22 protein-coding genes are annotated in these 25173 nt (G+C 72.8%); 6 read left to right on the top strand and 16 right to left on the bottom strand.

Going from position 1 to position 25173, the window contains the following annotated elements:
* Nucleotides 1-2 precede the first annotated feature (2 nt).
* Nucleotides 3-1289, top strand: a complete 1287-nt coding sequence (locus ElP_RS01275) for a GNAT family N-acetyltransferase (RefSeq protein ID WP_231749384.1) — start codon at nt 3-5, stop codon at nt 1287-1289.
* Nucleotides 1290-1387: 98 nt separating this feature from the next.
* Nucleotides 1388-1939 carry a YkgJ family cysteine cluster protein gene (locus ElP_RS01270; RefSeq protein WP_197446631.1) on the top strand — a complete coding sequence of 184 codons (552 nt, stop codon included), beginning with the start codon at nt 1388-1390 and terminating at the stop codon, nt 1937-1939.
* Nucleotides 1940-2017: 78 nt separating this feature from the next.
* On the opposite strand, the gene ElP_RS01265 is transcribed toward ElP_RS01270, so the two are convergent.
* A complete protein-coding gene (locus ElP_RS01265) occupies nt 2018-2443 on the bottom strand; it encodes an FKBP-type peptidyl-prolyl cis-trans isomerase (RefSeq protein ID WP_145266505.1) in 426 nt (141 codons plus the stop codon).
* Between the two features lie 273 nt (nt 2444-2716).
* Nucleotides 2717-4075, bottom strand: coding sequence for a sulfatase family protein (locus ElP_RS01260; RefSeq protein WP_145266503.1), 1359 nt, complete (start codon nt 4073-4075; stop codon nt 2717-2719).
* Between the two features lie 183 nt (nt 4076-4258).
* On the opposite strand from ElP_RS01260, the gene ElP_RS01255 reads away from it, so the two are divergent.
* On the top strand, nt 4259-5011 hold the full coding sequence (locus ElP_RS01255) for a TraR/DksA family transcriptional regulator (protein WP_145266501.1): 753 nt from the start codon (nt 4259-4261) through the stop codon (nt 5009-5011).
* Between the two features lie 221 nt (nt 5012-5232).
* On the opposite strand, the gene ElP_RS01250 is transcribed toward ElP_RS01255, so the two are convergent.
* From ElP_RS01250 to ElP_RS01185, 13 genes are all read right to left on the bottom strand, one after another.
* Entirely contained in the window at nt 5233-5811 is a 579-nt protein-coding gene (locus ElP_RS01250; RefSeq protein WP_145266499.1) for a Uma2 family endonuclease, read from the bottom strand.
* A 70-nt stretch (nt 5812-5881) separates the two neighbouring features.
* Nucleotides 5882-7516: a CTP synthase gene (locus ElP_RS01245; protein ID WP_145266497.1), complete on the bottom strand. Its 1635-nt coding sequence runs from the start codon at nt 7514-7516 to the stop codon at nt 5882-5884.
* A 282-nt stretch (nt 7517-7798) separates the two neighbouring features.
* A complete protein-coding gene (locus ElP_RS01240) occupies nt 7799-8509 on the bottom strand; it encodes a metalloprotease (RefSeq protein WP_145266495.1) in 711 nt (236 codons plus the stop codon).
* A gap of 48 nt (nt 8510-8557) precedes the next feature.
* Nucleotides 8558-9751: an N-acetylglucosamine-6-phosphate deacetylase gene (locus ElP_RS01230; protein ID WP_145266492.1), complete on the bottom strand. Its 1194-nt coding sequence runs from the start codon at nt 9749-9751 to the stop codon at nt 8558-8560.
* On the bottom strand, nt 9748-10470 hold the full coding sequence (locus tag ElP_RS01225) for a hypothetical protein (protein WP_145266490.1): 723 nt from the start codon (nt 10468-10470) through the stop codon (nt 9748-9750). The genes ElP_RS01230 and ElP_RS01225 overlap by 4 nt, the downstream gene beginning before the upstream one ends.
* 219 nt (nt 10471-10689) lie before the next feature.
* Nucleotides 10690-12366 carry a sodium/pantothenate symporter gene (locus ElP_RS01220; protein ID WP_145266489.1) on the bottom strand — a complete coding sequence of 559 codons (1677 nt, stop codon included), beginning with the start codon at nt 12364-12366 and terminating at the stop codon, nt 10690-10692.
* Nucleotides 12353-12703 (bottom strand): hypothetical protein, encoded by a 351-nt coding sequence (locus ElP_RS01215; protein ID WP_145266487.1) that lies wholly within the window; start codon nt 12701-12703, stop codon nt 12353-12355. The genes ElP_RS01220 and ElP_RS01215 overlap by 14 nt, the downstream gene beginning before the upstream one ends.
* Nucleotides 12704-12900: 197 nt before the next feature.
* Complete coding sequence (locus ElP_RS01210; protein ID WP_145266485.1) at nt 12901-14640, bottom strand: PepSY-associated TM helix domain-containing protein; 1740 nt, start codon at nt 14638-14640, stop codon at nt 12901-12903.
* Nucleotides 14641-14703: 63 nt separating this feature from the next.
* Nucleotides 14704-14991 carry a hypothetical protein gene (locus ElP_RS01205; protein ID WP_145266483.1) on the bottom strand — a complete coding sequence of 96 codons (288 nt, stop codon included), beginning with the start codon at nt 14989-14991 and terminating at the stop codon, nt 14704-14706.
* A complete protein-coding gene (locus ElP_RS01200) occupies nt 14991-15293 on the bottom strand; it encodes a DUF3325 family protein (protein WP_145266481.1) in 303 nt (100 codons plus the stop codon). Before ElP_RS01200 ends, ElP_RS01205 begins: the two co-directional genes overlap by 1 nt.
* Before the next feature lie 105 nt (nt 15294-15398).
* On the bottom strand, nt 15399-15890 hold the full coding sequence (locus ElP_RS01195) for a hypothetical protein (RefSeq protein WP_231749382.1): 492 nt from the start codon (nt 15888-15890) through the stop codon (nt 15399-15401).
* Between the two features lie 47 nt (nt 15891-15937).
* Nucleotides 15938-16873, bottom strand: a complete 936-nt coding sequence (locus tag ElP_RS01190; protein ID WP_145266479.1) for a DUF1559 domain-containing protein — start codon at nt 16871-16873, stop codon at nt 15938-15940.
* Between the two features lie 497 nt (nt 16874-17370).
* Entirely contained in the window at nt 17371-18876 is a 1506-nt protein-coding gene (locus ElP_RS01185) for a type IV pilus twitching motility protein PilT (protein WP_145266478.1), read from the bottom strand.
* 310 nt (nt 18877-19186) lie between these two features.
* Between ElP_RS01185 and ElP_RS01180 the strand changes: the two genes are divergently transcribed.
* The 3 genes from ElP_RS01180 to ElP_RS01170 all read left to right on the top strand — a co-directional run bounded on the left by ElP_RS01180 (nt 19187) and on the right by ElP_RS01170 (nt 23347).
* Nucleotides 19187-20296: an MBL fold metallo-hydrolase gene (locus ElP_RS01180; RefSeq protein WP_197446630.1), complete on the top strand. Its 1110-nt coding sequence runs from the start codon at nt 19187-19189 to the stop codon at nt 20294-20296.
* A gap of 66 nt (nt 20297-20362) precedes the next feature.
* On the top strand, nt 20363-21727 hold the full coding sequence (locus tag ElP_RS01175) for a pentapeptide repeat-containing protein (RefSeq protein ID WP_145266476.1): 1365 nt from the start codon (nt 20363-20365) through the stop codon (nt 21725-21727).
* Between the two features lie 180 nt (nt 21728-21907).
* Complete coding sequence (locus ElP_RS01170) at nt 21908-23347, top strand: MATE family efflux transporter (protein WP_197446629.1); 1440 nt, start codon at nt 21908-21910, stop codon at nt 23345-23347.
* Between the two features lie 234 nt (nt 23348-23581).
* On the opposite strand, the gene ElP_RS01165 is transcribed toward ElP_RS01170, so the two are convergent.
* The gene (locus ElP_RS01165; RefSeq protein ID WP_145266475.1) at nt 23582-24763 is read right to left on the bottom strand and encodes a ScyD/ScyE family protein; all 1182 of its coding nucleotides are present in this window, start codon (nt 24761-24763) and stop codon (nt 23582-23584) included.
* Nucleotides 24764-25173 lie beyond the last annotated feature (410 nt).

The following is a 25173-nucleotide window of genomic DNA, read 5'->3' as shown; positions in this document are numbered from 1 at the left end:
TGGTGCCCTCGCTGATGAAAGAGACCCCGTCCAGTGCCCGATCGCCCGCCCGTCGCGGACCCGTCGAATTCTGCCAGGGGAGCGAGGCCGACCACGAGGCCATCTACCAGACCCTGCTGCACGTCTTCCACGGCCCCGACCGCGACGAGTTCCTCGGCTCGCTGAGCGACCCGGCCTACAGGCCCGAGCAGCGCCTGCTCGCCCGGGTCGACGGCAAGGTCGCCAGCCACGCCCACCTCACCGATCGGGTCATCCGCTTCGGCTCGGTCCCGCTGCCGCTCAACGGCGTCACCTGGGTCGGCACCCTGCCCGAATACCGGGGCCAGGGCTACGCCCAGGAGATCCTCCGCCTGGCCGACGACCGCGCCCGACGCTCCGGGGCCGCGCTGATGGCCCTCACCACGGCCATGCCCCGCTTCTACCGCCCGCTCGGCTGGGGCCTCTGCGGCAAGCAGACCCTGGCCAAGGCCCCCAGCCGGACCCTCCCCATCGGCGGGGACGCCGCCCCCGAGGGGCAGCCGGGCCCCTGGCACGTCCGCCCCTGGCGGCAGGTCGAGCTGGGGGACCTGATGGCCCTCTACGACCGCAACTACGGCGACACCACCGGCTCGGTCGTCCGCTCCGAGGAGTACTGGCGCTGGATGATCGGCCGCAAGTATGCCCACGTGATCTGGGTCGCCTGCCTCGGCGAGTCGGTCCACGGCTACGCCTTCGTCAAGGACCACAAGATCCTGGAGATCGCCACCGACCCCGACCGCCCCGACGCCCTCCCCGCCCTGCTCGGCCGGGTCCGCTCCGAGGCCCTGGAGCGCGCCTACCCCGAGGTCGTCGTCCACGCCCCGCTCGACCACCCGGTGATGGACACCTTCCGGCGCCTCAAGGGCACCACCATCCTCGACGCCGACGAGCTGGAGGGGGCCGCCTCCATGTACCACGCCCCCGACCCCGACCGCCTGCTCCGCGCCATCCTCCCCGAATTGAGCCGACGCGTCTCCGACGCCGGATCCGGCCCCCTCGAACTGGGCCTGACGGTCGACGACCGCCGCTACCTGCTCCACGTCGAGCCCGCCAAGACCCGCAGCAGGGTCGAGCCCGACCGCCTCGGCCGACGCCACCTCACCCTCTCCCCCGGCGCCTTCGTCCGCCTGGTGATGGGCCACGACGACCCCGACGCCCTGCTCGGCGAGGACGGCTCCATCGCCTCCACCGCCACCGCGCTGGACTCCGCCCGCGTCCTCTTCCCCCGGCGTCCCATCTGGCGGAGCCCCCTGGACTCGGCCTCGGCCTGAGGCTCCCCGCCGCCGAGGGCCGCCTCGGCCGTGAACCGGGGGCGAGCGGCGGCCGATTCCTCTCCGAGCCGAGACCGGACCATCCCCGGAGCCCCGCCTTGGACGACCCGACCGATGCCGTGGCCGCACTGCACCTGGACGTCGACCGCGACGCCGCACCGCTCGACGAGGCCCACCGGGGTCGACTCAAGTGCGGCCTGGGCTGCTCGGGCTGCTGCGTCGACGACCTGACCGTCTTCGAGGTCGAGGCCGACCTGATCCGCCGCCACCACCCCAGCTTGCTCGACGGGGGGTCGCCCCACCCCGAGGGGGCCTGCGCCTTCCTCGACGACCGGGGGGCCTGCCGGATCTACGAGCACCGCCCCTACGTCTGCCGCACCCAGGGCTACCCGCTGCGGTGGCTCGACGAGCGGGACGAGGAAACCGGCGGGGCGGTCGTCGAGTTGCGGGACATCTGCCCGCTCAACGACGGGCCGGACGCCGGGCCCCCGATCGAGGAGCTGCCGGCCGAGCAGTGCTGGACGCTCGGCCCGGCCGAGGGCCGGCTGGCCCACCTCCAGCGCATCGCCGACGGCGGCCGGATGACCCGGGTGCGGCTCCGGGACCTGTTCTCGGCCGGCGGGCGATCGTCGACCGGCCCGGTCCGCTGAACGATCGCGGGCCTGGAGCCCGGGCGGCCCGGGACGCGACGCGGGCGACGCGGGACGCCCGGAGGGGGCCGGGTCGGCTCAGCTGACCTCGACCAGGGCGATGTCGAAAGTCAGGTCCTTGCCGGCGAGCGGGTGATTCGCGTCCAGCTTGACCGAGCCGTCCTGGACCTCCGCCACCGTGACGACGGCGGTCTGGTCGCCGTTGGTCATCTGCAGCTGCTGGCCGACCTGGGGGTCGAGGTCCTCGGGGAACTGGGCGCGGGGCACGTCGAAGACCAGCTCCGACTTGTGGGCGCCGTAGGCGCGGTCGGACGGGATCGTCACCGTGGACTCCTGGCCCGGCTCCATGCCGGTGACCGCCTCCTCGAAGCCGGGGATCACCTGGCTCTCTCCCAGGGTGAATTCCAGCGGCGCCTTGCCGTCCGAGGAGTCGAAGACGGTGCCGTCGGCCAGCCGACCGGTGTAGTGGATGCGGACCGTGTTGCCGGACCGGGCCTGGGACATGGGAACCTCCGTCGTGTCGGGTCGATGGTCGCTCCACGCCGCGGCAGAGCCGAGCGTCCATTGATAACGGATCGCGCCCGCCGGTGGGAACCCCGATTCCCAAGCCGGGGCGAGGGGACGGGTACCTAGCCATGGATGGATGCGACCCGACGACGACCGGCGAGGCCGGGCTTCGGGAGGCCGGTCCCGGGGACGGGGGGGAGCGGCCTCGCCCGCCGTCGGCCGACGATCCCCACCCGTGTCGGCCGGTCGTCGGACCCGGACCGAGCACGATCAGGGGGAGGGGGAATCCCACCAGGCGTCGAGCGCCCGTCGCATCGCCTCGACGCGCCCTGGCTGCTCCCCGGAGCGGTCGTCGCGCTCGGCCGGGTCGGCGGAGAGGTCGTAGAGCTGGGGGGCCGGCAGGTCGCTCAGCGCGGCGGGGACGATCAGCTTCCATTTCCCCTCCACCATCCACCGCTCCCGGAGGTTGGCGGCCGGCTCGTCCAGGTCGAGGATCGTGTGCTCATAGCAGGCCCCGAAGACGGAATCGCGACCGGCGACGGCCCCCGCGTCCCGGAGGTCGAGCCCCGGCATCTCGGGGGTCGGCTCCAGGCCGGCGGCGGAGAGGATCGTGGGCGCCAGGTCGATCGAGCTGGCCAGCGACCCGCTCATCGCCGGCTCGACCCGCCCGGGCCACCGGACCATGATCGGCGTCCGGAGCCCGGCGTCGTACGGCGACCGCTTGGAGCGGATGAAGCCGTCGCCCTCGGGGTCCTGGGTCCAGCCGTTGTCGGCGACGTACAGGACGATCGTGTCCCCGGCCAGCCCCCGCTCGTCGAGGTGGTCCAGCAGTCGCCCGCACGTCTCGTCGAACCACTCGACCATCGCCCAGTACTTCGCCACCGGGGCCGGGGCGAGGCCGCGGTAATGCTCCAGCAGGCGGTCGGGCGGGGTGTGGGGCGTGTGGGGCAGGAAGGGCGCGTACCAGACGAAGAACGGCCGCCCCTCGTCCGAGGCCTCGGCGATGAACTCCTCGATCGGTTCCATCGTGACCCGGCCGATGTCGAGCCCCTCGTCGCCGTGCCGCCGGCCCCGGGTCATCCCGTGGGTGAAGCCGCCCCGGGAATAATCCCCCTGCCACCACTTGCCGGACTGGAAGCTGAGGTAGTCGCCCCGGGCCAGCAGCGCCGGCAGGGTGGGCACGGCCTCCAGGTGCCGGATCATCGCCTCACGGCCCTCGGCGAACAGGGGAGAGGCGTAGAATTCCCGATTTGGCATCCCCGCCGGCTGGGGGGGGTCGTTCCCCGTGATCTTGTGCTGATGCGGGAACAGCCCGGTGATGATCGTAGCCAGGCTCGGGCAGCAGAGGCTCGACGGCACGTAGCCCCGCGTGAACGTCAGGCTCTCCGCGGCCAGGCGGTCCAGGTTCGGCGTCCGGACGTGCGGGTGCCCCATGAAGCCGTAGTCGGTCCAGCCGTGGTCGTCGGAGATGATCAAGACGACGTTCGGAGGCTTCGGGTCCTCCCGAGCCGCCCCCGGCGGGCCGGCCGGGGCCGTCCCGGGCAGGGCGAACATCGGGAGCAGGGCGAGCAGCGTCGCCACGGCGATCGGGCGGGCGACGGCCCGGCGGCCGGCGATGGGTGCGATCATGGGGAGGTCCTCTCGACTCGACCCGGTTCGGTCGGTGGGGTGGGTGTCCGGGCCCCCCACCATAGCGGCCCGGCTCGTCCCCCCCAATGGGCTCGAGGTGCTCGTCGGCACGGCGTATGCGTCTGTTTTGCCCCATCCGGCATCCACCGATCCGCCGAACAGGACCACCACGGGAGACCGACGATGACGCCCAGGCAGACCGAACGGTTCCGCAACCGCCTCCTCGAACTCGCCGCCAGGCTCCGCGGAGATCTGGATTCGCTCGAGGACGAGGTCCGGACCGGCACCGGGGGCCCCTCCGGGGGCAACCTGTCCGACACCCCGATGCACCTGGCGGACCTCGGCACCGCCGAATCCATGCAGGAAATCGACGCCACGCTCTACGAGAACGAGGAGCACCTCGACGCCGAGGTCGCCGACGCCCTCGGCCGCATCGAGCGGGGGACCTTCGGCCGTTGCGAGCGGTGCGACGCCGTGATCCGGGCCGAGCGGCTCGACGCGCTGCCCTACACCCGCTACTGCCTCTCGTGCGCCGAGCGGGTCGAGGCCGGTCACCCGACCAATCTCGACGCCGGCCGCCCCGAGGGTGGGCTCGACCCGAGCGACGCCCGACGCGCCGTCGAGGCCGTCCCCGAAGGGGTCATCCCGGGCAATGACGAGAATGCCTTCAACGCCGAGCAGTCCGACACCACCGCCTCGGCCCACCAAAACGACACCCACGCCGCCGGCACCGCCGGGGGCGGGTCGGCCTCCGGCGGCCTCGCCGGCTCGAACATCGGCTCCGGCGACCCCGCCAACGCCGACTTCGAGGCGGCCCTGGGCAGCGGCACCCGGGACCGGGAGCCCCGGCCTTCCCGCGGCGCCATCGCCCCCAATCGCCCCCGCCCTGGCCGTACCGGCCCGATCAAGATGAGGGCCACCCGGGACCGGGACTGATCGGCCAATCCGCCATCCTGGTCGACCGATCGAGCCCCTCCCCCTCTCCCCTCGAACGGGGAGAGGGCCGGGGTAGGGGTCGGCGACCGGGCCGCACCGCCCATCGCGTCGTCCGATCCCCCCAACCCGGCCCCCGGCCGGTCTCCCCCCGAAGCAGGGGAGGGGGTCGGGAAGCGAATCCTCGATCTCACGCACCCGCCGTCGCCGACCGACCGGCCCGATCAGGCCTCCTTCTCCTCCGGCCCGAACAACTCGGCCAGCCCCAGCCGGAAGCCGGGCAGCACGTCCCCGCCATCCAGTTCGTCCTGCCGGCCGAGCACGCGAATGCTCCTCGGCGACTCGTAGACGTAGACCTCCTCGACCGTGGGGTAAACGACCCAGACGAGCCGGGAGCCGGCGTCGAAGTATTCGTGGATCTTGGCAATCAGGTTCTCCGCCGAGTCGGTCGGGCTGACGACCTCGACGGCGAGGTCGGGCACCACCGGCAAGGCGTGACCGGATCGGACCTTCTTCCCCGACGGCCATCGCTCGGAGGTGATGAACGCCACGTCCGGCTGCCGACTCCGATTCAGCGTCGGCCTCAGGTCGAAGAGGATCTCGACGACCGATCGCCCGAGCGGATGCTGATGGAGGAAGAGGTCGAGGAATCGCTTCAACTCGTTCGCCAAGAGCCCTTCGTTCGCGCCCAATGGGGATAACTCCACGATGGTGCCGTCGACGACCTCGAACCACTCCGGGAGGTCCCGCTCTGGGACGGAATCGATCGAGACACCGATGTTCGGGAGCGAGCCTGCGGCCATGGATCTTCCCTCCGCCGATCGGGCAGGAAACCGGGATCGTCGAGTCCGCTGATCTGGCCCCCGTCAGGCCTCAGGCCCCCGCCGCGACCTCCGCCCGACCGCCCTCCCGGCGTTCCAGGGCGGCGGCGATGAAGTCCCGGAACAGCGGGTGGGCCTTCGTGGGCTTGGAGCGGAACTCGGGGTGGAACTGCACGGCGAGGAACCAGGGGTGGTCGGGCACCTCGATGATCTCCACCAGCGAGCCGTCGGGGCTGGTGCCGGTGGGGATCAGGCCGGAATCCTCCATGTGCATCCGGTAGCCGTTGTTGAACTCGTAGCGGTGCCGGTGCCGCTCCAGCACCTCGTCGGCCCCGTACGCCCGGTGGGCGAGGCTGCCGGGGCGGAGCACGCAGGTCTGGAGGCCCAGGCGCATCGTGCCGCCGCGCTCGCGGACGACCCGCTGGCCCTCCATCAGCGCGATCACCGGGTGCGGGGTCATCTTGTCGAACTCGGTGCTGTTGGCGCCTTCGAGCCCCAGGGCGTTGCGGGCGAACTCGACGGTGGCGCACTGCATCCCCAGGCAGATGCCGAAGAAGGGCACGCCCCGGGTCCGGGCGTACCGGATCGCCTCCAGCTTGCCGTCGACGCCCCTCATGCCGAAGCCGCCGGGGACGAGGATGCCGTCGACCCCCGCCAGCAAGGCCGCCGGATCCCCCTGGCTCAGCTCCTCGGCCTCGATCCGCCGCACCACCACCCTCGCCCGGTGCGCGATCCCGGCGTGGTCCAGGGATTCATACACCGACTTGTACGAGTCGCGATGCTTGATGTACTTGCCGACGACGGCGATCGTCACCTCGGCGTCCGGGTGCTTGATCCGCTCCACCAGGTCCCGCCAGTCGTCGATCTCCAGCGGGTTGGCCTTCAGGTTCAGCTTCTTGACGATCAGCTCGTCCAGCCCGTTGCCCACCAGGCTCAGCGGCACCTCATAGATGCTGTACTCCCGGTCGCGCTCCTCGATCACCGCCCTCGGCTCGACGTTGCAGAACAGGGCGATCTTCTGCTTCATGTCCTCCGACATCGAGTGCTCGGTCCGACAGATCAGCACGTCCGGCTGGATGCCGATCTGCCGCAGCGCCGTCACCGAGTGCTGCGTCGGCTTGGTCTTCATCTCGCCGGCCGCCTTGAGGTAGGGCACCAGCGTGAGGTGGATGAACAGGCAATTCTCCTTGCCCACGTCCAGCGGGAACTGGCGGATCGCCTCCAAAAACGGCAGGCCCTCGATGTCCCCCACCGTGCCGCCGATCTCGGTGATCACCACGTCCACGTCGTCGTCGGCCAGCCGGAGGACGGCGGCCTTGATCTCGTCGGTGATGTGGGGGATCACCTGCACGGTGTTCCCCTCGTAGTGCTTCCCCTCCCGCTCCTTCTGGATCACGGAGAGGTAGATCTTGCCGGTCGTGTAGTTGCAGTCCCGGGTCAGCTTCGCGTCGGTGAACCGCTCGTAGTGGCCCAGGTCCAGGTCGCACTCGGCGCCGTCGTCCAGCACGTAGACCTCGCCGTGCTGGTACGGGCTCATCGTGCCCGGGTCGACGTTGATATAAGGGTCGAACTTCTGGAGCCGGACCCGGAGGCCACGGTGCTCCAGCAGCATGCCGATCGACGCGCAGGTCAGCCCCTTGCCCAGCGAGCTGACGACCCCCCCGGTCACGAAGATGTGCTTGGCCATTCCCGATCCGTCCCCCACTCCGGGCGCCCCGGCGATGGTCCCCTGGCGACCCCAAAACCGCCATTATAGCATCCCGACGCCGACCGACGAGCCGGACCGGGCACGCCCGGATCCGATCCGCTGGGGGACGGGCCTCACGTCAGAGACGCGAAGACGCAGAGAGGAGAGGAGAGGTACGGGATCATGGACGGGACACGGCCCGGGAGGACGCCTCGGCCAGCGTTTCCCCCCAATGCTCCAATCTCTCCGCCTTCTCCGCGACCCCGCGCGAGATCCGCCCCCTCACGACCCCTCGCGCTCGGCCAGGGCGATCCGGTGGTAGTGGGACAGCAGGACGAAGTTGACGAACGCGAAGTAGCCCAGCCAGATCGTGGCGAAGATCCACTGGCCCCAGATCCCCGCGATCGCCGCCCCGGCCCCCGAGGCGAGGAACGAGAGGATGTGGGCCCGCCGGACGCCGTTCCGGGGGCTCAGGCGGTCGAGCACCGCCATCACCAGCTGGCCGCCGTCCAGCGGCCAGATCGGCAGCAGGTTGAAGACGCTGTAGACCAGGTTCAGGATTAGCAGCATCATCAGCGCCAGCTCGACCCGGGGGTCCAGCGTCACGTCGAAGGCCACCAGCACCGCCCACAGCGCCACCGCCCCGGCCGCCAGCAGCAGCCCCGAGGCCGGCCCCATCACCACGATCAGCATCCGCTGGCCGAACGACCGCCGCTCCCGGTCCGAGACGCAGACCCCGCCGAACCCGTGCAGGACGATCCAGGGCCGGTCGCCGCAGGCCCGGGCCGTCAGGCCGTGGCCCAGCTCGTGGACCAGCACCGAGAGGATCACGCACCCGGCGATCACGCCGGCGTCCTCCGGCCGATCGGCCCCGGAGCCGAAGGCGAAGCCGACGACGATCGCCAGCAGCCAGAAGAACGGGCTGACCCGGATCGGGATGCCGAACATCGAGAAGTTCAGGTCGAGCCGGGTCGGGGCGGGGGTGCCGAGCATGGGGTCGGGATACCTCGATGCCGAAGGCCGGGGCGATCGGCCCCGGGGTCAGGCGGCGGGGGGTCGGGAGACGAGGGACTCGGGGGAGGCGGGGGTGCGACGGCCGAACACCAGGGTCTCGACCAGCTCGAACCGACCGCCGGCACCCAGCCGGAACCGGATCAAGTCGGCCGGCCGGCCGGGGGCGATCGTCGGCCCGGGCTTCCCGAGCAACCGGGCCGGATGGATCGAGGCGCAGGCGATCGCCTCGGCCGGAGGAAGGCCGACGGCCCGGATCAGCCGATCGACCCCTTCCGTCAGCGCCCGGTTCGCGCCGGCCAGGTACGGCGTGCCCGCCACGACCACCCGGCCGGAAGGCTCGACCGCCCACCGGCCGTAGGCCCCCGGCGGTAGCCCGGCCAGGGGGCTGGCGTCGCTGACGAGCACCACGCGGTCGGGGGTCTTGGCCCGGACGAGCACCCGGAGCACGTCGTCATCCAGGTGGTGCCCGTCGGCGATCAGCGAGGCCGTCAGCCCGTCGCAGGCCGCCTGCGTCCAGATCGGGTTCGGGTGCCTCGGCAGGCTGGCGACGATCCCGTTTCCCAGGTGGGTGGAGAGCCGGGCCCCGGCGTCGACGGCGCGTCGGATCGTCTCCGGGTCGGCCGCCGAATGGCCGATCGCCACCACCACCCCCGAATGCGACACCTTCTCGATCAACTCGATCGCCCCCGGCCGCTCCGGGGCCAGGGTGAGCAGCACCACCCGGCCCCCGCTGGCGTCCTGGAGCGAGCGGAACAGGTCCCAGTCGGGGTCCCGGATCGCCTCGATCGGGTGGGCGCCCCGATAGCCGTCGTCGGGGGAGAGGAAGGGGCCTTCCAGGTGGATGCCGACGACCCGGTGGGCGACCCCCGGGTCGGCTTCGCAGGCGGCGGCGATCGTCGCCACGCCGTGCCTCATGTCGTCGGCCGGGGCGGTGATCAGGGTCGGGCAGATGCGGGCGGAACCGATCTCGTCCTGGGCGAGCACGATCTCCCGGACCTGCTCCGCCGTCAGGGTCGGATCCGAGAACGAGACCCCGAGCCGGCCGTTGGTCTGGATGTCCCAGAAGGCCGGGGCGATCCAGTCGTCCCCCTCGGAGACGGCCGTCGAGTCGTCGATCTCCTCGACCGAGGCGATCGTCGGGCCGTCGAACGCCACCCGTCGCCACCGGCCGTCGCCGACGAGCCGGGCGACGATCGCGTCCGTCGAGCCGCCCTCGCTCATCGCTCGTCGTCCCGGACCAGCTCCACGTTCTCGACGAGGCAGACGACGTCCTGGAAGTCGTCGTTGGTCGAATACTCCCAGCCGACGAGGTAGCAGTTCGGCAGCGGACGCTTCGTCTCGGGGTCGTGGTAGGGGTAGATCATCGCCTTGTACGGCTGCCCGGCGAGCCGGTCGTTCAGGGCCGCCACCTCGCCCGGCTGGGTAAAGACACCTCCGTCGTCGAGGCCGTCGTTGGAGACCCAGAAGCCGAACGTCCGGTCCCCCGGGTCGAACTGGGTCGTCGAGCCCTCGATCAGCGGAGGCGGCAGGTTCTCCCCGCGTTCCAGGTCCTGGCCGGTGTTCTTGAACCGGTACGACCACAGCTCGACCGCCCGGGGCACGCCCGGCTCCGAGCCCGGCACGTAGTAGCCCCCCCGGTTCACCGTCTCCAGCCCCAGCGCGATGATCGGCCGGTAGGTCACCGGCCCGTCTCCGGCCTTGCGGAACAGCCCGGGGACTGCCTCGGGCGTGGTCTCGACCGGGTTGAGCAGGTCCTCCACCATGTCCAGCCCGTAGATCCCCCCCAGGATCGCCACCCAGTCCGGCTCGACCGGCCCGGGCGTGACCCTCGGCTGGTTCTCCGACTGCGATCGGGCGGGGCTCGCGACCAGGGCAACGGCCAGGGCGGCCGTCGCCCCCAGTGCCGCGAGCGATCGGGTGCGGGGGCAGGGGCGGGGCATCGCGGTCCCTCGATGCGTGGGCAGGGGAGGGTTCGGTCATCCGGCCGGCCGGTCGACTCGTCGGCCGGTCGGTCGCAATCATCCCATCCTATCACCTCGGCCGTCGACCGGGAACGGGCCTCGGCGGGCCGCCATCCCCGCCGCAACGATCCGACGGCCCCGCCCCGGACCGGGGACCCGATCCGGGACGGCGGGGCAACCGGGCGATGGTCGCCCGGGTCACGGGGCGGCCGGATCGGCGGTCGGGGAGGCCGACGGGTGGCCCAGCTCGGGGTGCAGCTCCAGGGTGGCCGGGGCGGGGGCGTCCCGGGGCTGGAGGTCGAACAGCAGGGAGACGCGGTCGGGGTCGGGCTCGGCGGAGAGCAGGCTGCCGACCACCCCGGCCAGCAGCGAGACCCCCAGGCCCCAGACGCAAGGGTCCAGCCCCAGCAGGTACAACGGGGCGATCGCCGAGCCGGGGCCGATCTGCGGGTCGTAATCGAACAGGTTCCGGCCGATGATCCCGGCCGCATACAGCCCGATCACGGCCGAGGCCCCGGCGACCATCGCCGCCATCGCCCCCGCCCCGGTCGCCCTCCTCCAGAAGCAGGCCATCACCGCGGGGATCAGGAAGGCGGCGGCCATCCCCGCGCTGGCGAAGACGATCACCAGCTGCAGGAAGTCCGGGGGCCGGGTCGCCACGAGGGCCGCGAGGATCCCCACCCCCACGGTCGCTCCGTAGCCGACCACGGCGATCTCCCGCTCCGGCGCCGTCGGCCGGAGGAACCGCTGGTAGACGTCCCGGACCAGGCCCGAGGAGATCACCAGCAAGAACCCGCTGATCGTGCTCATCACCGCGCCGTAGGGGGCGGCCATGATCAGCCCCGAGACGTACGGGTTCGTCAGCTTCTGCACCAGCGCCGGCATGGCCTCGTCCGGCCTGGTCAGCTCCGGCAGGATGCCCCTCGCGGCGATGAAGATGAGGATCAGGGGGACGTAGATCAGCAGGTTGTAGAGCGTCACCCAGAGGATCGCGTACCGCAGCGTCTTCGAGTCCTTGAAGGCCATCAGGCGGACCAGGGTCGACGGCTGGCCGATGCCGGTGATCGCCCACATGAAGAAGAACGAGACCGCCAGCCCGATCGGGTGGAAGGCCCTCCCCGCCCCGGGGCCGAAGGCGTAGTTCACGTCCGTCTGGGCGATCCCCGCCTCCGTGGCCGCCCCCAGGCCGCCGCAGGCGATCAGCGCCAGGGGCAGCAGGATCATCACCCCGACCGCCATGACGAGGCTCTGGAAGACGTCCGTCCAGACCGCCGCCAGGAACCCGCCGTACGCCGTGTAGGCGATCACCGTGGTCGCGAAGATCAACAGCCCCAGCAGATAGCCGGGGTCCGCCACCGGGCCGGGTAAGATCCCCGAGAACCCGCCGATCCAGGCGTCCGGCAGGCTCGCCTTGAGGATGATCGCCCCCCCCTTGAACTGGGGGATCAGGTTCACGGACAGGAACGTGATGATCAGGAGGCTCGTCACCACCCCCAGCGCCGGGCTGCCGAACCGCTCCCGGAGCAAGTCCGGCAGGGTGATCGCCCCCGTCCTCCGGGAGAGCTGGCCGACCCGCTTCCCCAGCAGGCCGAAGACCGTCAGGGGGGCCACCATGTACGAGGCGATCCAGAGCGCCACCACCCAGCCGAAGGCGTAGACGAACCCCGGGAAGCCGAGGAACGTCCCGCCGCTCATCACCGCCGCCGTCAGGGCGACCGAGAGCGGCCCGAGCGACCGGTTCCCCAGGAAGTAACGGCGGAGGAACGCCCCCCGCTCGGCCCAACGGGCCACGAACCCCAGGCCGAGCGAGACGAGCGTGAACAGCACCAGGGCCACCAGGGGGGCGCCGGTCGAGGGGGCGTCAAGCTCGGGCATCGGCGTCCCCCCCGTGCTCGGCCGCCTCTCGGATGTCCCGGTCCAGCTCGTCGGCGAGGTCGGCGCCCAGGTCGTCGTCGGCCATCCGGAACCCGGCGAACCAGGCCGTGAACGCCGAGCAGGCCAGCCACGGCGCCATCACCCCCCAGAAGACCCAGGAGGGGATGCCGAGCACCGGCCGGATGTCGTCGACGGAGAGGGGCCGGCCGTCGCGCTGGTAGCCGAAGAGGAACGCATACGCGCAGCAGTAGACGGTGCTCGCCAGCCAGGCGCAGAGGATGACGATCGCCTCTCGCCGGGCGTTGCGATAGGTGGGGTCGGGGGCGGGGGTGGGCACGGGCGTGCGGGGCTCCGGGGGGGTGAAGCCGGGGGGAATGGAGAGCGCGACCGGGCGTCGTCGCCCCGGGGTCGCGGCCGCCGGCCGACTCGATCGGCCGGCGATCCCGGATACGTTATCCCGCCGGCCCTCCCGGGGCAATCTCCCCGCGGGCCGGCCCGGGTCCCGGCCCCGGGCCGGGGAAGGCGACGCCCCCCTCATCGGTCGGATCGGGCGCCGCCGCCGGCCGCCAGGCCCTGGGGGGTGCCCCGGGGTCCGGGGACCTGGCCCCCCCCGGCCCGATCGACCCCGACGGGCGACCCGACCTCGGCCTCGACGCGGCGGGGGACGGGCGACCCGGCGGCCCGAATGCGCCCCGACAGGGCCCTCGCCGTCGCGGCGAAGGCCAGGGCGGTCGCCGCCGCCACGAGATCCACCCCGGCCACCGGCCAGAGCCCCGGCCGGAGCGACCGGAGCAGGTGGTCCCCCGTCTCCAGGGCGTTGGCGGCCGGGATCGCCGCCGACAGCACGGCCGTCAGGGCGCACAGGTCTCGGGCGGCCCGACGCGTCGGCCGCCGGGAGGCCCCGTAGAGGGCCGTCAGGCCCCAGGTCGACCAGAACGCCAGCTGCACCCACCAGGGCCGATCCGCCGCGTCGGGCGGGATCGCCTTGCTGGCCACGAACAGGCCGGCGGTCGCCGAGCAGAGCCCGAGCATGACCCCGGCCGTCGCCGGCGCCAGCCAGCGGTCCGTCCCCAGCGGCCGGGGCCGGTCGCCCCCCCGTCGCCGCAACTCCGCCCAGACCATCGTCCCGCTGGCGATGCACAGGCAGCCGCCGACGCCCAGCACGAAGTAGCACCACCGCAGCGCCACGCCGCCGAAGTCGGCGAAGTGCAGGCCGACGACCGCCTGCTGGACCCCCTCCGCGAAGCCGAGGGCCGATGGGTCCTGGCGGCCGAGTTCGGCCCCCGTGACCGGGTCGAGGAACAGCACGGCCCGGTGGAGGAAGCCCCCGCCCAGCGACCCCCGGACCCGGCAGTAGGCGTTCGAGTCGCCGTAGTTGAGGACGTCGTACGCCTCGACCTCCAGCCCGGGCCAGGCCTCCCGGGCCCGCTCCCGGATCGCGTCGAAGCCGAGCATCGGGGCCGGCTCGCCGGCCGCCTTCCGCTGGAACCGGGCGGAGGGGAAGATCAGCTCCCGGGCGCCGACCTCGCTGTCCCGGAAGGCCGTCAGGCCCAGCAGCGCCACCAGCAGCCCGGCCAGCGGGAACCAGGCCCCGGTCAGCAGGTACATCAGCCAGTAGGGCAGCCCCAGCACGCCGAGGACCTTGTGCGCGTCGGTCCAGAGGGTCCGGGCGTTGGCCCGGGGGCGGAACTGGAAGAACTGCAAGGCCAGCAGCCGGAGGTGGAAGACCAGGCCCGAGACGACCACCAGCAGCCCGACGACGGCGACCAGCCCGAAGGCCCAGTAGACGTACCGGCCGCCGTATTCGAAGGGGACGGCCAGGTGGTAGTGCAGGCCGTAGATCAGGTCGGCCACCGTCGACGACCCGGCGGCCACCGGCCCGCCGTCGCCGACGTCGATCAGGGCCTCGTGCTCGTTGAGCCTCGCCTCCCCCGCATACTGGACCGTCCAGACCCCGAGCCGGGGGCGGTCGGCGCCGGGCATACTCACCATCAGCCGGGCCGTCGGCGGCGGGGCGTCCCCGTCGCCGGCCGCCCGGGGGACCTCCGGGCGGTGCTCGTCGAGGAACGGCGCGATCAGCGCGTCGATCGACTCCGGCTCCGCCCCGGCACCCTCCCCCCGCAGCGACGGCAGCTCCCAGGCCTCGATCGCCCCGTGGAAGACCGTCAGCGTGCCGGCGAAGAAGGCCACGAACAGGACCAGGCTCGATAGCACCCCGGCCACGCCGTGGACGTCCCACAGCATCCGGTGCGCCTCTCGGGAGAGCTTCAGCATCGGGTCGTTCCTGGGAGGGGGGCGAGGGAGGAAGGGGAGGGGGAGGGGGAGACGGAAGCCGGCTCAGGCCAGGGAGGCCGCCAGGCCGGCGGCCAGGGCGATGGCGAGCAGGACGAGCCAGGCCCGCCCCGCCGACCGGTCGAGGAACGCGTACAGGGCGGCAGCCACCCAGGCCGGCACCGCCATCAGGACCGCCAGCGCCCCCCGGTCCGACGGCGGCAGCGGGGCGAGGGCGGCGAGGGCGACGGTCAGGGCGAGCGCCGCCGCGAGCCCCGCGACCAGCGCCGCGAAGGTCCGGCACCACGGCCGGCGCCCCGGGGCGGACCGGCCCGACGAGCCCGGGAAGGCCATCAGAGCATCCCCCCCACCAGCGCCGCGACCGCGCCGGCCGCGACCACCCGGGGGGCGACCGGCGCGGCGAGGATGATCGCCGACCCGGCCGCGGAGGCCGCCGCCAGCCAGCAGATCAGCCCGCCGGCGGCCCCCATCTCCCGGCACCAGAGGGCCGCCGAGGCGGCCAGGACGAGCAGGCCCCCCAGCCGGAGGGCCCGGCGGCCCGCCGCCGAGCGCGCCGCCCGGGAGAGCAGGGGGCGGCGCTCGGAGGCGCCGTAGACGAGGGCGAAGCCGAGCAACGTCATCGAGAGCGGGTGCATGCGGGGTGGTCCCTGGGCCTGGAGTACGGGCCGGGCGGTCGGGCGGGCCGGGATCCGGCCCGACCCGGCCGGGGCGTGGGGGGGCGTCGGCCGCCCCGGGGGCGGTCACTGGAAGACGACCGGGGCCGCCCCGTCGGCGGGGCGGATCTGCGAGGGTTCGACCTCCAGGCGGAAGGGCTCCAGGTCGTTGTCCCCGGGGACGACCCGGACCTTGAACTCCGAACGCGACGGCTCGGTGAAGCGGCCGCCGAGCCGGTCGGCGGCGTTGATCGTGTTGGACGAGGACCAGAAGAACGTCACCGCGTATTCGCCGGCGACGGCGCCGTCCCGGTCGGCGTTGGTGGACAGCTCGAACCGGCCCTCGGCGTCGGTCGCCCCGACCGGCCGGCCGGCGTTGCCGGGGGCCGCCGGGTCGAGGTTGTGGAAGGTGACGACCATCAGCTCGGCGGGCTCGCCGTTGACCAGGACCGAGCCCCGGACCGGGTGCTTCTCCAGGCCGTCGTCCGGGCCCGAGTCGCAGCCCGGCCCGGCGACCGAGAGGGCCAGGAGGAGGGCGGCGGCCGCCCTCGGGGGGATTGTCTGGCGGGGCGTTCGCATGGGCGTCGAGGGTGCTTCGGCGGGGGTGGGGAGGGGGGCGGGGCCGCTCAATATTCGTCGGCGCCGATGATGTTGCCGTCCTGGCAGCCGATGAGCTTGGTGACGGTGGTCACGGCCGTCGTCTCCTTGAGGAAGCGGACGCTGCCGTCCCCCATGGCCACGTTCGCGCCGCCGGGGTGGAAGCTGTAGGGGTTGCCGCCCCCGCTGTTGCAGTTGATCACGCAGTTGCCGCCGCCGTAGATCCGGCCGTCGTAGCTCAGCGCACGCAGCGACAGGCGGTTCAGCCCCCCAAGGTGGCCCATGTACGCCCCCCAGGTGTAGTTCGGGTCGGGCACGCCGTCGGCGAGGTAGCCGACCGGGCCGCCGGTCATCTCGGCGAACATCATCGTGTTCGACAGGCCGTCGCGCACGACCGACAGCGGCGACCCCCGCGGGGTGATGTAGTAGTCGAGCATCCCGCCAACCTGCAGGGGGGGGATGTAGACGTTGGCGCTGACCGCGTAGTCGACCACGCCGGAGCGGAAGACCCCGCCGGCGGGCAGGCCGGCGACGGCCGAGGTCGCCGTGTAGTCCTCGACCAGCCCGGTGGGCGAGGACGGGCAATGGTACCCCCCGACCCCCGTCGCGCAGGCCGTCGTGTTGGCCGGCTCGGAGAAGCTGAAGCCGACGTTCCAGGCGTCGTAGAGCGCCCGCTGCTCCAGGAACGGCAGGAGGCTCATGGACCAGTTCGTCAGGATCGCATACCCCCGGCCGTGGAGGTCGGCGTACACGTCCTGGCCGATCGGCAGGCGAGAGAACGTGTCCACGTAGTTGTGGGTCGCCAGGGCGATCTGCTTCAGGTTGTTCGTGCACTGGGCGCGCCTCGCCGCCTCCCGCGCCGCCTGCACGGCGGGCAGCAGCAGGGCGATCAGCACGCCGATGATGGCGATGACTACCAGCAACTCGATCAGCGTGAAACCCGTCCGGGTCGTTGCTCGTCTCATGGGGGGACTCGTCGGTGCGGGAGCCGGGCGGATGGGCCGCGAGGCACGATCCGGGGCGTCGGGGGGCGGGATCGGTCCGGGGCGGATGCGACTGACACTGAGACCGCGTCTCAATAGATCGAGAGGATAGGGCGCGCGACCGCCCGTGTCAACGGGGCCCTCGCCGAGAATCCGGGCCGAGGGGCCCCCGACCCGGGCCCGGGCGACGACCCCGCCCCCCGGGGCGGCCGGGCAGACGCGACCCCGATCGCCCGATCGCCCGATCGCCCGATCGCCCGATCGCCCGATCGGATCGGGGAGCGGCCGACGACCGACGGCGGGCCCCCCGAATCCCCACGAGGGCCCCCGCCGAGGGGCGACGGGGTGGGCCCGGGGCCGCCCACCGCCGGCCGAGCGGACCCGGCCGCCCCGGTCCCCCGGCCGTCGGCGCCCGGGACGTCGGGTCTCACGCCGCGTCGCGTCGCCCCTCCCCGCGGGGGCCCGCCGGGATCGGTCGATCAGCGGTGGAGCATCGAGTCGAGCGACGGGATCACGTAGGTCCCCATCTTCATCTGGTCGAAGATCGACTGGTCCGAGGCGTAGTCTCGGGCGTCGTCGAGCGAGATGAGGTCCTTCTTGTAGAGGTCGTACAGGTACTTCTCGAAGATGAACGAGGCCGAGGAATCCTGCTGCATGCCGATCTTGATGCCGATCGTGTTCCCGGCCAGCACGCTGTCGGCGATCGCCTTGGTGTCGTTGAACAGGAACTCCAGCGCGGGCAGGCGGCCCCCCCCCGTCTTCGGCAGGAGCCGCTGGCAGATGACGCACTTCAGCGCGTCCCGCAGTTGCAGCTTCACCAGGTCCCGCTCCACCGGGTCGAAGAAGCTGACGATCCGGTTCACCACCTCGTAGGCGGTACCCGAGTGCAGGGTGCTGATGACCAGGTGCCCGGTGGCCGCCGCGTTGATCGCCGAGCGGATCGTGTCCGGGTCCCGCATCTCGCCGATGACGATCACGTCCGGGTCGTGCCGCAGGGCGCCCCGGACCGCCTCGTGGAAGGTGCCGATGTCCTCCCCCACGTCGCGCTGCGACACCACGCACTTCTTGCTCTTGTGCACGTACTCCACCGGCTCCTCGACGCAGAGCACGTGCAGGGACTTGTGCGCGTTGACCCAGTCGACGAGCGAGGCCACCGTGGTCGACTTGCCGCTGCCGGTCATCCCCGTCACGAGCACCAGCCCGAAGTGCAGGGCCCCGAGCCGCTCCATCGCCGACCGGGGGATGTTCAGGTCCTCGAACGAGGGGATCGTCTCGGGCAGGAACCGCATCGTGCAGTGGGGCACCCCCGCCTTGACGAAGGCCGAGACCCGGGAGTACCCCAGCCCGACCTGGTGGTAGATGAAGCTGCACTGCTGCCGGTCGGTGAACTCCCGCGCGTGCTTCTCCGGCGCGATCTCGTTGATGAAGTCGTGGATCTGCTCCGAGGAGAGGGGCTCGAACGCCTGCACCCGCCGCAGCACGTTGTCGACCCGGAACACCGGCGGCGCCCCCGGGTACAGGTGCACGTCGCTGGACTTGAACCGGATCATCGCCTTGAACAGGGTCTCGGCGCTCAGCGGGGTCGATCGGTACGACTCGCCGTGCACCCGCCAGACCTCCGGCAGGGGGAAGGCCCCCGAGAGCAGGTCGCAGGCGTCGTGCAGCTGCTGCACCTTCTCGTCGGAGTTGGCCGAGCAGTGCAGGATCAGGGCCCCATCCACCTCGTTCAGCTCGCAGGCCACGGTGCACTTGCCGGCGAAGTCCTCCAGCGCCCGCCTCAGCTCCTCGGTCGGATTCGGGAAGCGGACGGTGAAGTCGCGGAAGTCCCCCTCGAACTGGGGGCGCCAGGCCGCGATCTCGATCCCCCGGGCGTTGACCACCATCCGTCGAGGAGATCCGTGGATCGATCGCAACTGCTCATCGGCCATCTGGACGATCGACCAGAAGCTCTTCTGATGCCCGAGGCCGAGCACGACCTCTTTCATGACTGCACCCTTCGTGTTGGAGCGGGATCGACCGGCACGACCCGGCCCGGATCCTCGGGGAGACGCCCGTCCGGCGGGCGGGGGGGAGCCGGCCGAGGGCGGGGGGGACGTGACCCGGCCGCCGACTCCCCCCAAAGGATACCTGCGCGCGTCGCGGAAACATCCAAAAAAACCGTCGATGGGACCGCCCCCGCGACGGGCCGCCGGGCCGCCGCATCGGGCCGCCGGGCCGTTGCATCGGGCCGCCGGGCCGGTTCGGATGGGGGCCCTCGCGACCGATCGCCCCCGACCGTCCCCAGGGCCCGCCCCCATGCCCGACGCCCCGCTCCCCCGTCGCACCGCGACCGAGTTTCACCTGGTCAACGGCTCGACCGGCGACCCCCTGCTGTTCGTCGACTACCCCGGCCGGGACGACGCCCTGCTCTTCGACGCCGGCGAGAACGGGCGGCTGCCCGCCTCCCGCCTCTCCGACCTCGCGGCGGTCTTCCTGACGCACCACCACGTCGACCACCTCGTCGGCTTCGACCGCGTCCTCCGGGCCAACCTCGACCGGGACAAGGACCTCCGCGTCGTCGGCCCCGAGGGCACCATCGACCGCATCACCGCCCGGGTCCGGACGTATGAATACCCCTTCTTCCCCTTCCAGAAGCTCCGCCTGCACCTGCTCGAACTCGGCGCCGACCGCCTGCGGTCGGCCGTGCTCGACTGGGGGGCGGGGCTCCCCCCCGCCGAGGCCGCCGAGCGCCCCGTCGACCCGGCCGACCTGACGCCGACGGTCTTCGAGAACGACCTGCTCCGCGTCGAGGCCGCCCGGGTCGACCACACGGTCCCCTGCCTCTCGTTCGCGATCGTCGAGGCCCCGGGCTACCACGTCGACGGCCCCTCGCTCCGGGGCGGCCCCCTGAGGCCGGGCCCGTGGGTCTCCCGGGCGATGACCCTCCTGCGCTCCGGGGCGCCTGGGGAGACGCCGGTCGAGGTCGACGGCGGGATCTTCCCGCTCGCCCGCCTCCGGGACCGCTACTTCCGCAAGGGCCGGGGGGGGCGGATCGCCTACGTCGTCGACACCCTCTGGTCCGACGCCAGCCGGCCCGCCCTGCTGCGACTCTGCCGCCGGGCGACCCGACTCTATTGCGACTCCTTCTACGCCGGGGCCGACCTCAAGAAGGCGAGGACGCACAAGCACATGACCGCCCCCCAGGCCGCCGAGCTGGCCCGGGACGCGGGGGCCGATCACCTGACGCTCATCCATGTCTCCTCCCGGTACGCCGGCCGCCTCGACGCACTGGTGGCGGAGGCCGCCGCCACCTTCCCGGACGTGACGGCGGAGGACCCCGAAGGCGGGCCCCTCCCCCCCTCGCCGTCGCCCCGGCCGAGGGCCCGACGGGGGGGATCGCCCCCCGGCGAGGCATCCCCGGCTTAAGATCGGGCAGGGAGGGACGAATCCCCACCGTCGGGCACCACCGCCCGGGATTGCGAGCGAGGAGCCATGGATACCGCCGAACCGATCGAGCATGACGAGGACGAGGCGACCGAGGCCCCGTCCCCGGCCTCCCCCGGCCGAGGGGCCCCCTCCTGCGACCGGGAGCCGGACTCCCGATTAGGCCCTCGAAACGACCGTCGCGAACTCCAGGCCGACGAGGCCGAGCGGCTGCTCCGGCTCGGCCGGGAGGTCAAGGATGTCCGGATCGTCGGCCGGCTCCGCCTCCGGGGCGAGTTCGACAAGCCGGTCCGATTGTCCCGCGTCGAGGCGGCGAACCTGCTCATCGAGGACGCCACCTTCGCCGCGGAGGTCGCGCTCGTCGCCTGCCGCCTGGCCCGGCCGATCATCCAGCGCAAGGTGGTCTTCGGGGCCGGCCTCTCGCTCGAGGGGAGCGAGCTGTCGAAGCTCGTGAAGGTCGACAACGTCGAGATCCGGGGCCGCCTCAACGCCCGCAAGGCCCGGTTCGCCGGCAAGCTCGTCGCGATCAAGGCCCGGTTCGCCGGCCCCGCCGACTTCTGGGAGGCCACCTTCGACGACTGGGCCAACTTCAAGGCCTGCCGGTTCGACGACACCGCCGACTTCCGGAGCACCTGCGCCGAGGAGGGCGTCCAGTTCCAGCACTGCCACTTCGCCGCCGATTTCCTCTTCCGGGGCGCCAGCGTCGGCAAGAAGGCCGAGTTCAACGACTCGACCTTCGAGGGCCTGATCGATCTCTCCAAGGCTAAGCTGCACGACTTCGCCTACCTGGAGTCCGTCGCGCTGGGCCCGGGGGCCCGGTTCGCCTTCTGGAACGCCGTGGCCGAGCGCGTGCAGATCCGCCCCGAGCAGGTCGAGGGCCGCCTCGCCAGCGAACGCGACGGCGACCACGCCCGGGCCGCCTCGGAGTACGGCCTGCTGAAGCGGAACTTCGAGGCCCTGCACCGCCACGAGGAGGAGGACTGGGCCTTCTACCGCTTCAAGGTCAACGAGCGTCGCTCGAAGCCCCGGTCGTGGCGCCGCCCGTGGTCGAAGCTCGGCCAGGGGTTCGAGTGGCTGGTGCTCGACCTCGGGTGCCGCTACGGCACCAGCCCCTTCCGGACCGTCGCCGCCGCCTCGGCGATGATCCTGGCCTTCAGCCTCGTCTACATGGCCGGGGTCGAGTCCCTGCCGATCGGCGACGGCCCGGCCCCCTTCGACGGCGCGCCGACCACCCTGCCCAACCGCGTGGTCATCGGCCTGGTCACCAGCGTCTCCGCCTTCACCGACGGCCTGGGCAGCCTCCGGGAGACGGCCCGGGGCTGGATGAACCTCTTCCTCGTCGCCGAGTCGCTGCTGGGGACACTGGTCTGGGGCCTCTTCATCGTCGCCTTCAGCCGCAAGGTGATCCGCTGACGGGGTCCCCATCCTCCCCCCGCGCCGGGAGGGCTGCCCCCGCCGGGGCCCCGATCGATACGATGGACCGCCGCCCCCGAACCGATCGGGCCGGGGGCGTGTCGGTCCCGGGTCGTTCGGTCGGGCACGGTCGCGGATCTCGGTGCGGGCACCAGCGCCACGGCCGGGGAAGGGGGGGGCATGTCCCGTTTCGGGTCGGTGGGGGGAGGGACCGGGGATCGGCTGCGGGGGGCGCTGCGCGGCCTGGCCGCTGAGTGGCGGCCGATGGCCCGGCTCGCCGGGCCGGTCGTCCTGGCCGAACTGGGCTGGATGGCCATGGGGATCGTCGACACCCTGAGCGTCGGCCGCCTCGGCGCCGAGGCCATCGGCGCCGTCGGCCTCGGCCACGCCGTCTTCTTCGCCACCACGATCGCCGGGCTCGGCCTCCTGCTCGGGCTGGACACCGTCATCTCCCACGCCTTCGGGGCCGGGAAGATCGACGAGTGCCGCCGATGGCTCCGGCACGGCGTCTACCTCGCCCTGATCATCGCCCCCCCGCTGATGGCCCTCTCCTGGCTGCTCGGCGGGCAGCTCGAACTCCTCGGCGTCGACCCCGGCGTCCGCCCCGGGGCCGAGACGTACGTGAGGCTGGTCACCCTCAGCCTGCCGCCGCTGCTGCTCTACTTCGCCCTCCGGCGCTACCTCCAGGCCCAGGACCGCACCGGGGCGATCGTCTTCGCGCTGGTCTCGGCCAACCTCGTGAACCTGGCGACCAACTGGCTGCTGATCTTCGGCAACCTCGGCTTCCCCCGGCTCGGGGTGGCCGGGGCCGCCTGGGCCACGGTGATCTCCCGGACCTGGATGGCCCTGGTGCTGCTGGTGGCGGTCGTCCGCCTCGACCTGGAGGCCGGTCCCTCCGCCTGGCGGGGGGGGTGGAGGCCCGATCGCCGCCGCTTCCGCTCGCTGATCGCCCTGGGCCTGCCCTCCGCCGGGCAGTTGGTCCTGGAGATGGGGGCCTTCGCCACCGCCACGATGCTCGTCGGCCGCCTCGAACCCGCCAGCCTGGCCGCGCACCAGGTCGCCCTGAACCTCGCGAGCCTGACCTTCATGGTCCCCCTGGGCGTCAGCTCGGCCGGGGCCGTCCGGGTCGGCCAGGCGATCGGCCGCGAGGACCCGGCCGGCGCCGCCCGATCCGGCTGGTCGGCCCTGGCGATGGGCACCGCCTTCATGGCGGCCGCGGCGGTGGCCTTCGTCCTGCTGCCCCGGACGCTCCTCTCGGCCTTCACCGACGAGCCCGGGGTGATCGCCGTCGGCGTCACGCTGCTGTGGGCCGCCGCCGTCTTCCAGCTGTTCGACGGCGTCCAGGTGATCTGCACCGGCCTGCTCCGGGGCTCCGGGGACACCCGGACCCCCATGCTCGCCAACCTCGCCGCCCACTGGGCGATCGGCCTCCCCGTCGGCGTCCTGCTCTGCTTCGCCCTCGGCCGGGGCGTGCTCGGCATGTGGATCGGCCTCTCCGCCGGCCTGATCGTCGCCGGCCTGCTCCTCCTGCGGGCCTGGTCCCGCCGCGTCGCCACGCTCGCCCCCCGGGCGGGAGAACGGGCCGGCGAGATGGCCCCGGCGGGCGCCCTGGAGTCGTAGGCGACGCCCCCCGAACCTGCCCGACGTCCGGGCGACTTGATCGAGCCCGGTCATCACGGCAACCGTTCCTTGAGGGGCGAGTCATACGGGATCGCCCGGATCCGTCACCTCCGGGTGGCCGGGGTCTCGTCCGCGAGACCCCGGCCACGTCGGCCCCCCCATCGCGAGTCTTCCGGGCGATGCGGCCTCAGGCATCCGGCGGAGGGGGATCGACGCGGATGCCCCTCGGCGGCCTCATCGACCCCGGCGCGCATAGCCGACCAGGCCGACGAGGCCGAGGCCGAGCAGGGCGAGGGTCGAGGGCTCGGGAACGGCGGCGATCCGAATGACCTGCCCCTGTCCCGCCGAGGTGCCCTGGTTGGTCACGTAGATCGCGCCATCCGGGCCGAAGGCCATCGCGGTCGGGAAGCTGAGGCCGTCGCTCGCGATCACGGTCCGGGTGCCGGTCAGCAGGTCGATCCGGCTGAGGACCCCCGGCCCGGGGCCGGTCGGCGAGGCCAGCCCGTCGGTCGTCAGTTGCAGCGCGTACAGGGCGCCGTCCGGGCCGAAGGCCAGGTCCATGAGGGTCGTGAAGCCGCCGAAGGCGACGACCAGTTCCCCCGTCGTCGGGTCGAGGCGGTAGATGTTCGCCTCGCCCGCCGGGAACGGGAAGCCCGTCAGCTGGCCGAAGTAGGCGGCCCCGTCGGGCCCCAGGGCGATCCCGGTCGGCACGGCCTGGAAGGTCGGGGGGCCGAAGTCCGGGAACAGCGGGTTCGGGCGCGGCGGCAGCACCGCCAGCGTCGAGATGACGCCCTGGTCGGTCACGCCGAGCACCGCGTTCGCGCCGGCGTCCGTCACCAGGAAGCCCCCGCCGGGGGCGGCCACCAGCCCGAACGGGTTGGTGTCGAAGGCCCCCCCGTCCGGGTTCACCGAGGCCTCGTAGTCGGCCAGGTTCGCGAGGCCCGCCACCGGCCCGCCGTCCAGGGGCAGCCGGACCAGCCGGCCGAACTCGGCGCCGACGGCCCCGAGCTCGGAGCGGGCGTCCGGATTCGCACCCAGGCCGATGACGCCGAACAGCTCGCCCGAGGCGCCGAAGGCGATGTCCTGCAGGCCGGTCGCATTGCCGCCGCCGTCGGCCGCGAGCGAGGGCAGGCCGGTCAACACCCGCTCCTGCACCCCGTTGCGCAGCCGGGTGAGCGCGCCGCTGGGGCCATAGTAGACCGTCTGGCCGTCCCCCGAGACGATGCTCGGCCCGTCGCCGCCGATGCCGGCCTCCGAGACGTAGAGGCTCCCGTCCGGGCCCCAGGCGAGGCCCCTCGGGTTGTCCAGGCCGCTCATCACCACGGTGGCCACGTAGTCCGCCCCGGCTCCCGACGGCGAGAGCCAGAGCGCGAGGCCGACGACCCCACCCAGGATGCAAGTCCCTGTGCGTTTCATGCGAGCAGATCCCTCGACGAATTCCTTCGGAGATCCGATTTCAGCCCGAGGACCGGACGGGGCGGGTCGTCCCGCCTCGTTGACGCCCGATCTCGGATCGGCTCCCTCCGTCCCTCTCCCATCCTTCCCATCCCCCGGGACGCCGCCCCGAGGCGACGTCGGGGATCGGTCGCCCCGGGCGACCGGGGCGAGGGCCGATCCTTGGCGAGCGATCTGGGGGGCCAGGGCGGGGTGACTCTACCGCACCCTCGCCGAAATTGCATCACCCCAGGGACGCACGCGACGAAACCGGCCCCCGGCCCGGGCGCACCGACCCGGCGAGGCCTCGCGCGGCTTCGCCCCCCCGGGGGTTGCCCGGGCCGGCCAGCACCCCGACCCGACCGCAGTCGACCCGCCGTCCGGCGTCAATC

This window comes from Tautonia plasticadhaerens (assembly GCF_007752535.1).
Taxonomy (GTDB): domain Bacteria; phylum Planctomycetota; class Planctomycetia; order Isosphaerales; family Isosphaeraceae; genus Tautonia; species Tautonia plasticadhaerens.
Note: the sequence above shows the minus strand (reverse complement) of the source record. Positions and strands in the feature narration are given on the sequence as shown.

What these genes read in the sequence shown, in the direction of transcription:
- ElP_RS01265 (WP_145266505.1), bottom strand. Translation starts at nt 2,443, where the DNA reads ATGTCCCAGGCCCGGTCCGGCAACACGGTCCGCATCCACTACACCGGT.
- ElP_RS01260 (WP_145266503.1), bottom strand. Translation starts at nt 4,075, where the DNA reads ATGATCGCACCCATCGCCGGCCGCCGGGCCGTCGCCCGCCCGATCGCC.
- ElP_RS01255 (WP_145266501.1), top strand. Translation starts at nt 4,259, where the DNA reads ATGACGCCCAGGCAGACCGAACGGTTCCGCAACCGCCTCCTCGAACTC.
- ElP_RS01250 (WP_145266499.1), bottom strand. Translation starts at nt 5,811, where the DNA reads ATGGCCGCAGGCTCGCTCCCGAACATCGGTGTCTCGATCGATTCCGTC.
- ElP_RS01245 (WP_145266497.1), bottom strand. Translation starts at nt 7,516, where the DNA reads ATGGCCAAGCACATCTTCGTGACCGGGGGGGTCGTCAGCTCGCTGGGC.
- ElP_RS01240 (WP_145266495.1), bottom strand. Translation starts at nt 8,509, where the DNA reads ATGCTCGGCACCCCCGCCCCGACCCGGCTCGACCTGAACTTCTCGATG.
- ElP_RS01230 (WP_145266492.1), bottom strand. Translation starts at nt 9,751, where the DNA reads ATGAGCGAGGGCGGCTCGACGGACGCGATCGTCGCCCGGCTCGTCGGC.
- ElP_RS01225 (WP_145266490.1), bottom strand. Translation starts at nt 10,470, where the DNA reads ATGCCCCGCCCCTGCCCCCGCACCCGATCGCTCGCGGCACTGGGGGCG.
- ElP_RS01220 (WP_145266489.1), bottom strand. Translation starts at nt 12,366, where the DNA reads ATGCCCGAGCTTGACGCCCCCTCGACCGGCGCCCCCCTGGTGGCCCTG.
- ElP_RS01210 (WP_145266485.1), bottom strand. Translation starts at nt 14,640, where the DNA reads ATGCTGAAGCTCTCCCGAGAGGCGCACCGGATGCTGTGGGACGTCCAC.
- ElP_RS01205 (WP_145266483.1), bottom strand. Translation starts at nt 14,991, where the DNA reads ATGGCCTTCCCGGGCTCGTCGGGCCGGTCCGCCCCGGGGCGCCGGCCG.
- ElP_RS01200 (WP_145266481.1), bottom strand. Translation starts at nt 15,293, where the DNA reads ATGCACCCGCTCTCGATGACGTTGCTCGGCTTCGCCCTCGTCTACGGC.
- ElP_RS01195 (WP_231749382.1), bottom strand. Translation starts at nt 15,890, where the DNA reads ATGCGAACGCCCCGCCAGACAATCCCCCCGAGGGCGGCCGCCGCCCTC.
- ElP_RS01190 (WP_145266479.1), bottom strand. Translation starts at nt 16,873, where the DNA reads ATGAGACGAGCAACGACCCGGACGGGTTTCACGCTGATCGAGTTGCTG.
- ElP_RS01185 (WP_145266478.1), bottom strand. Translation starts at nt 18,876, where the DNA reads ATGAAAGAGGTCGTGCTCGGCCTCGGGCATCAGAAGAGCTTCTGGTCG.
- ElP_RS01180 (WP_197446630.1), top strand. Translation starts at nt 19,187, where the DNA reads ATGCCCGACGCCCCGCTCCCCCGTCGCACCGCGACCGAGTTTCACCTG.
- ElP_RS01175 (WP_145266476.1), top strand. Translation starts at nt 20,363, where the DNA reads ATGGATACCGCCGAACCGATCGAGCATGACGAGGACGAGGCGACCGAG.
- ElP_RS01170 (WP_197446629.1), top strand. Translation starts at nt 21,908, where the DNA reads ATGTCCCGTTTCGGGTCGGTGGGGGGAGGGACCGGGGATCGGCTGCGG.
- ElP_RS01165 (WP_145266475.1), bottom strand. Translation starts at nt 24,763, where the DNA reads ATGAAACGCACAGGGACTTGCATCCTGGGTGGGGTCGTCGGCCTCGCG.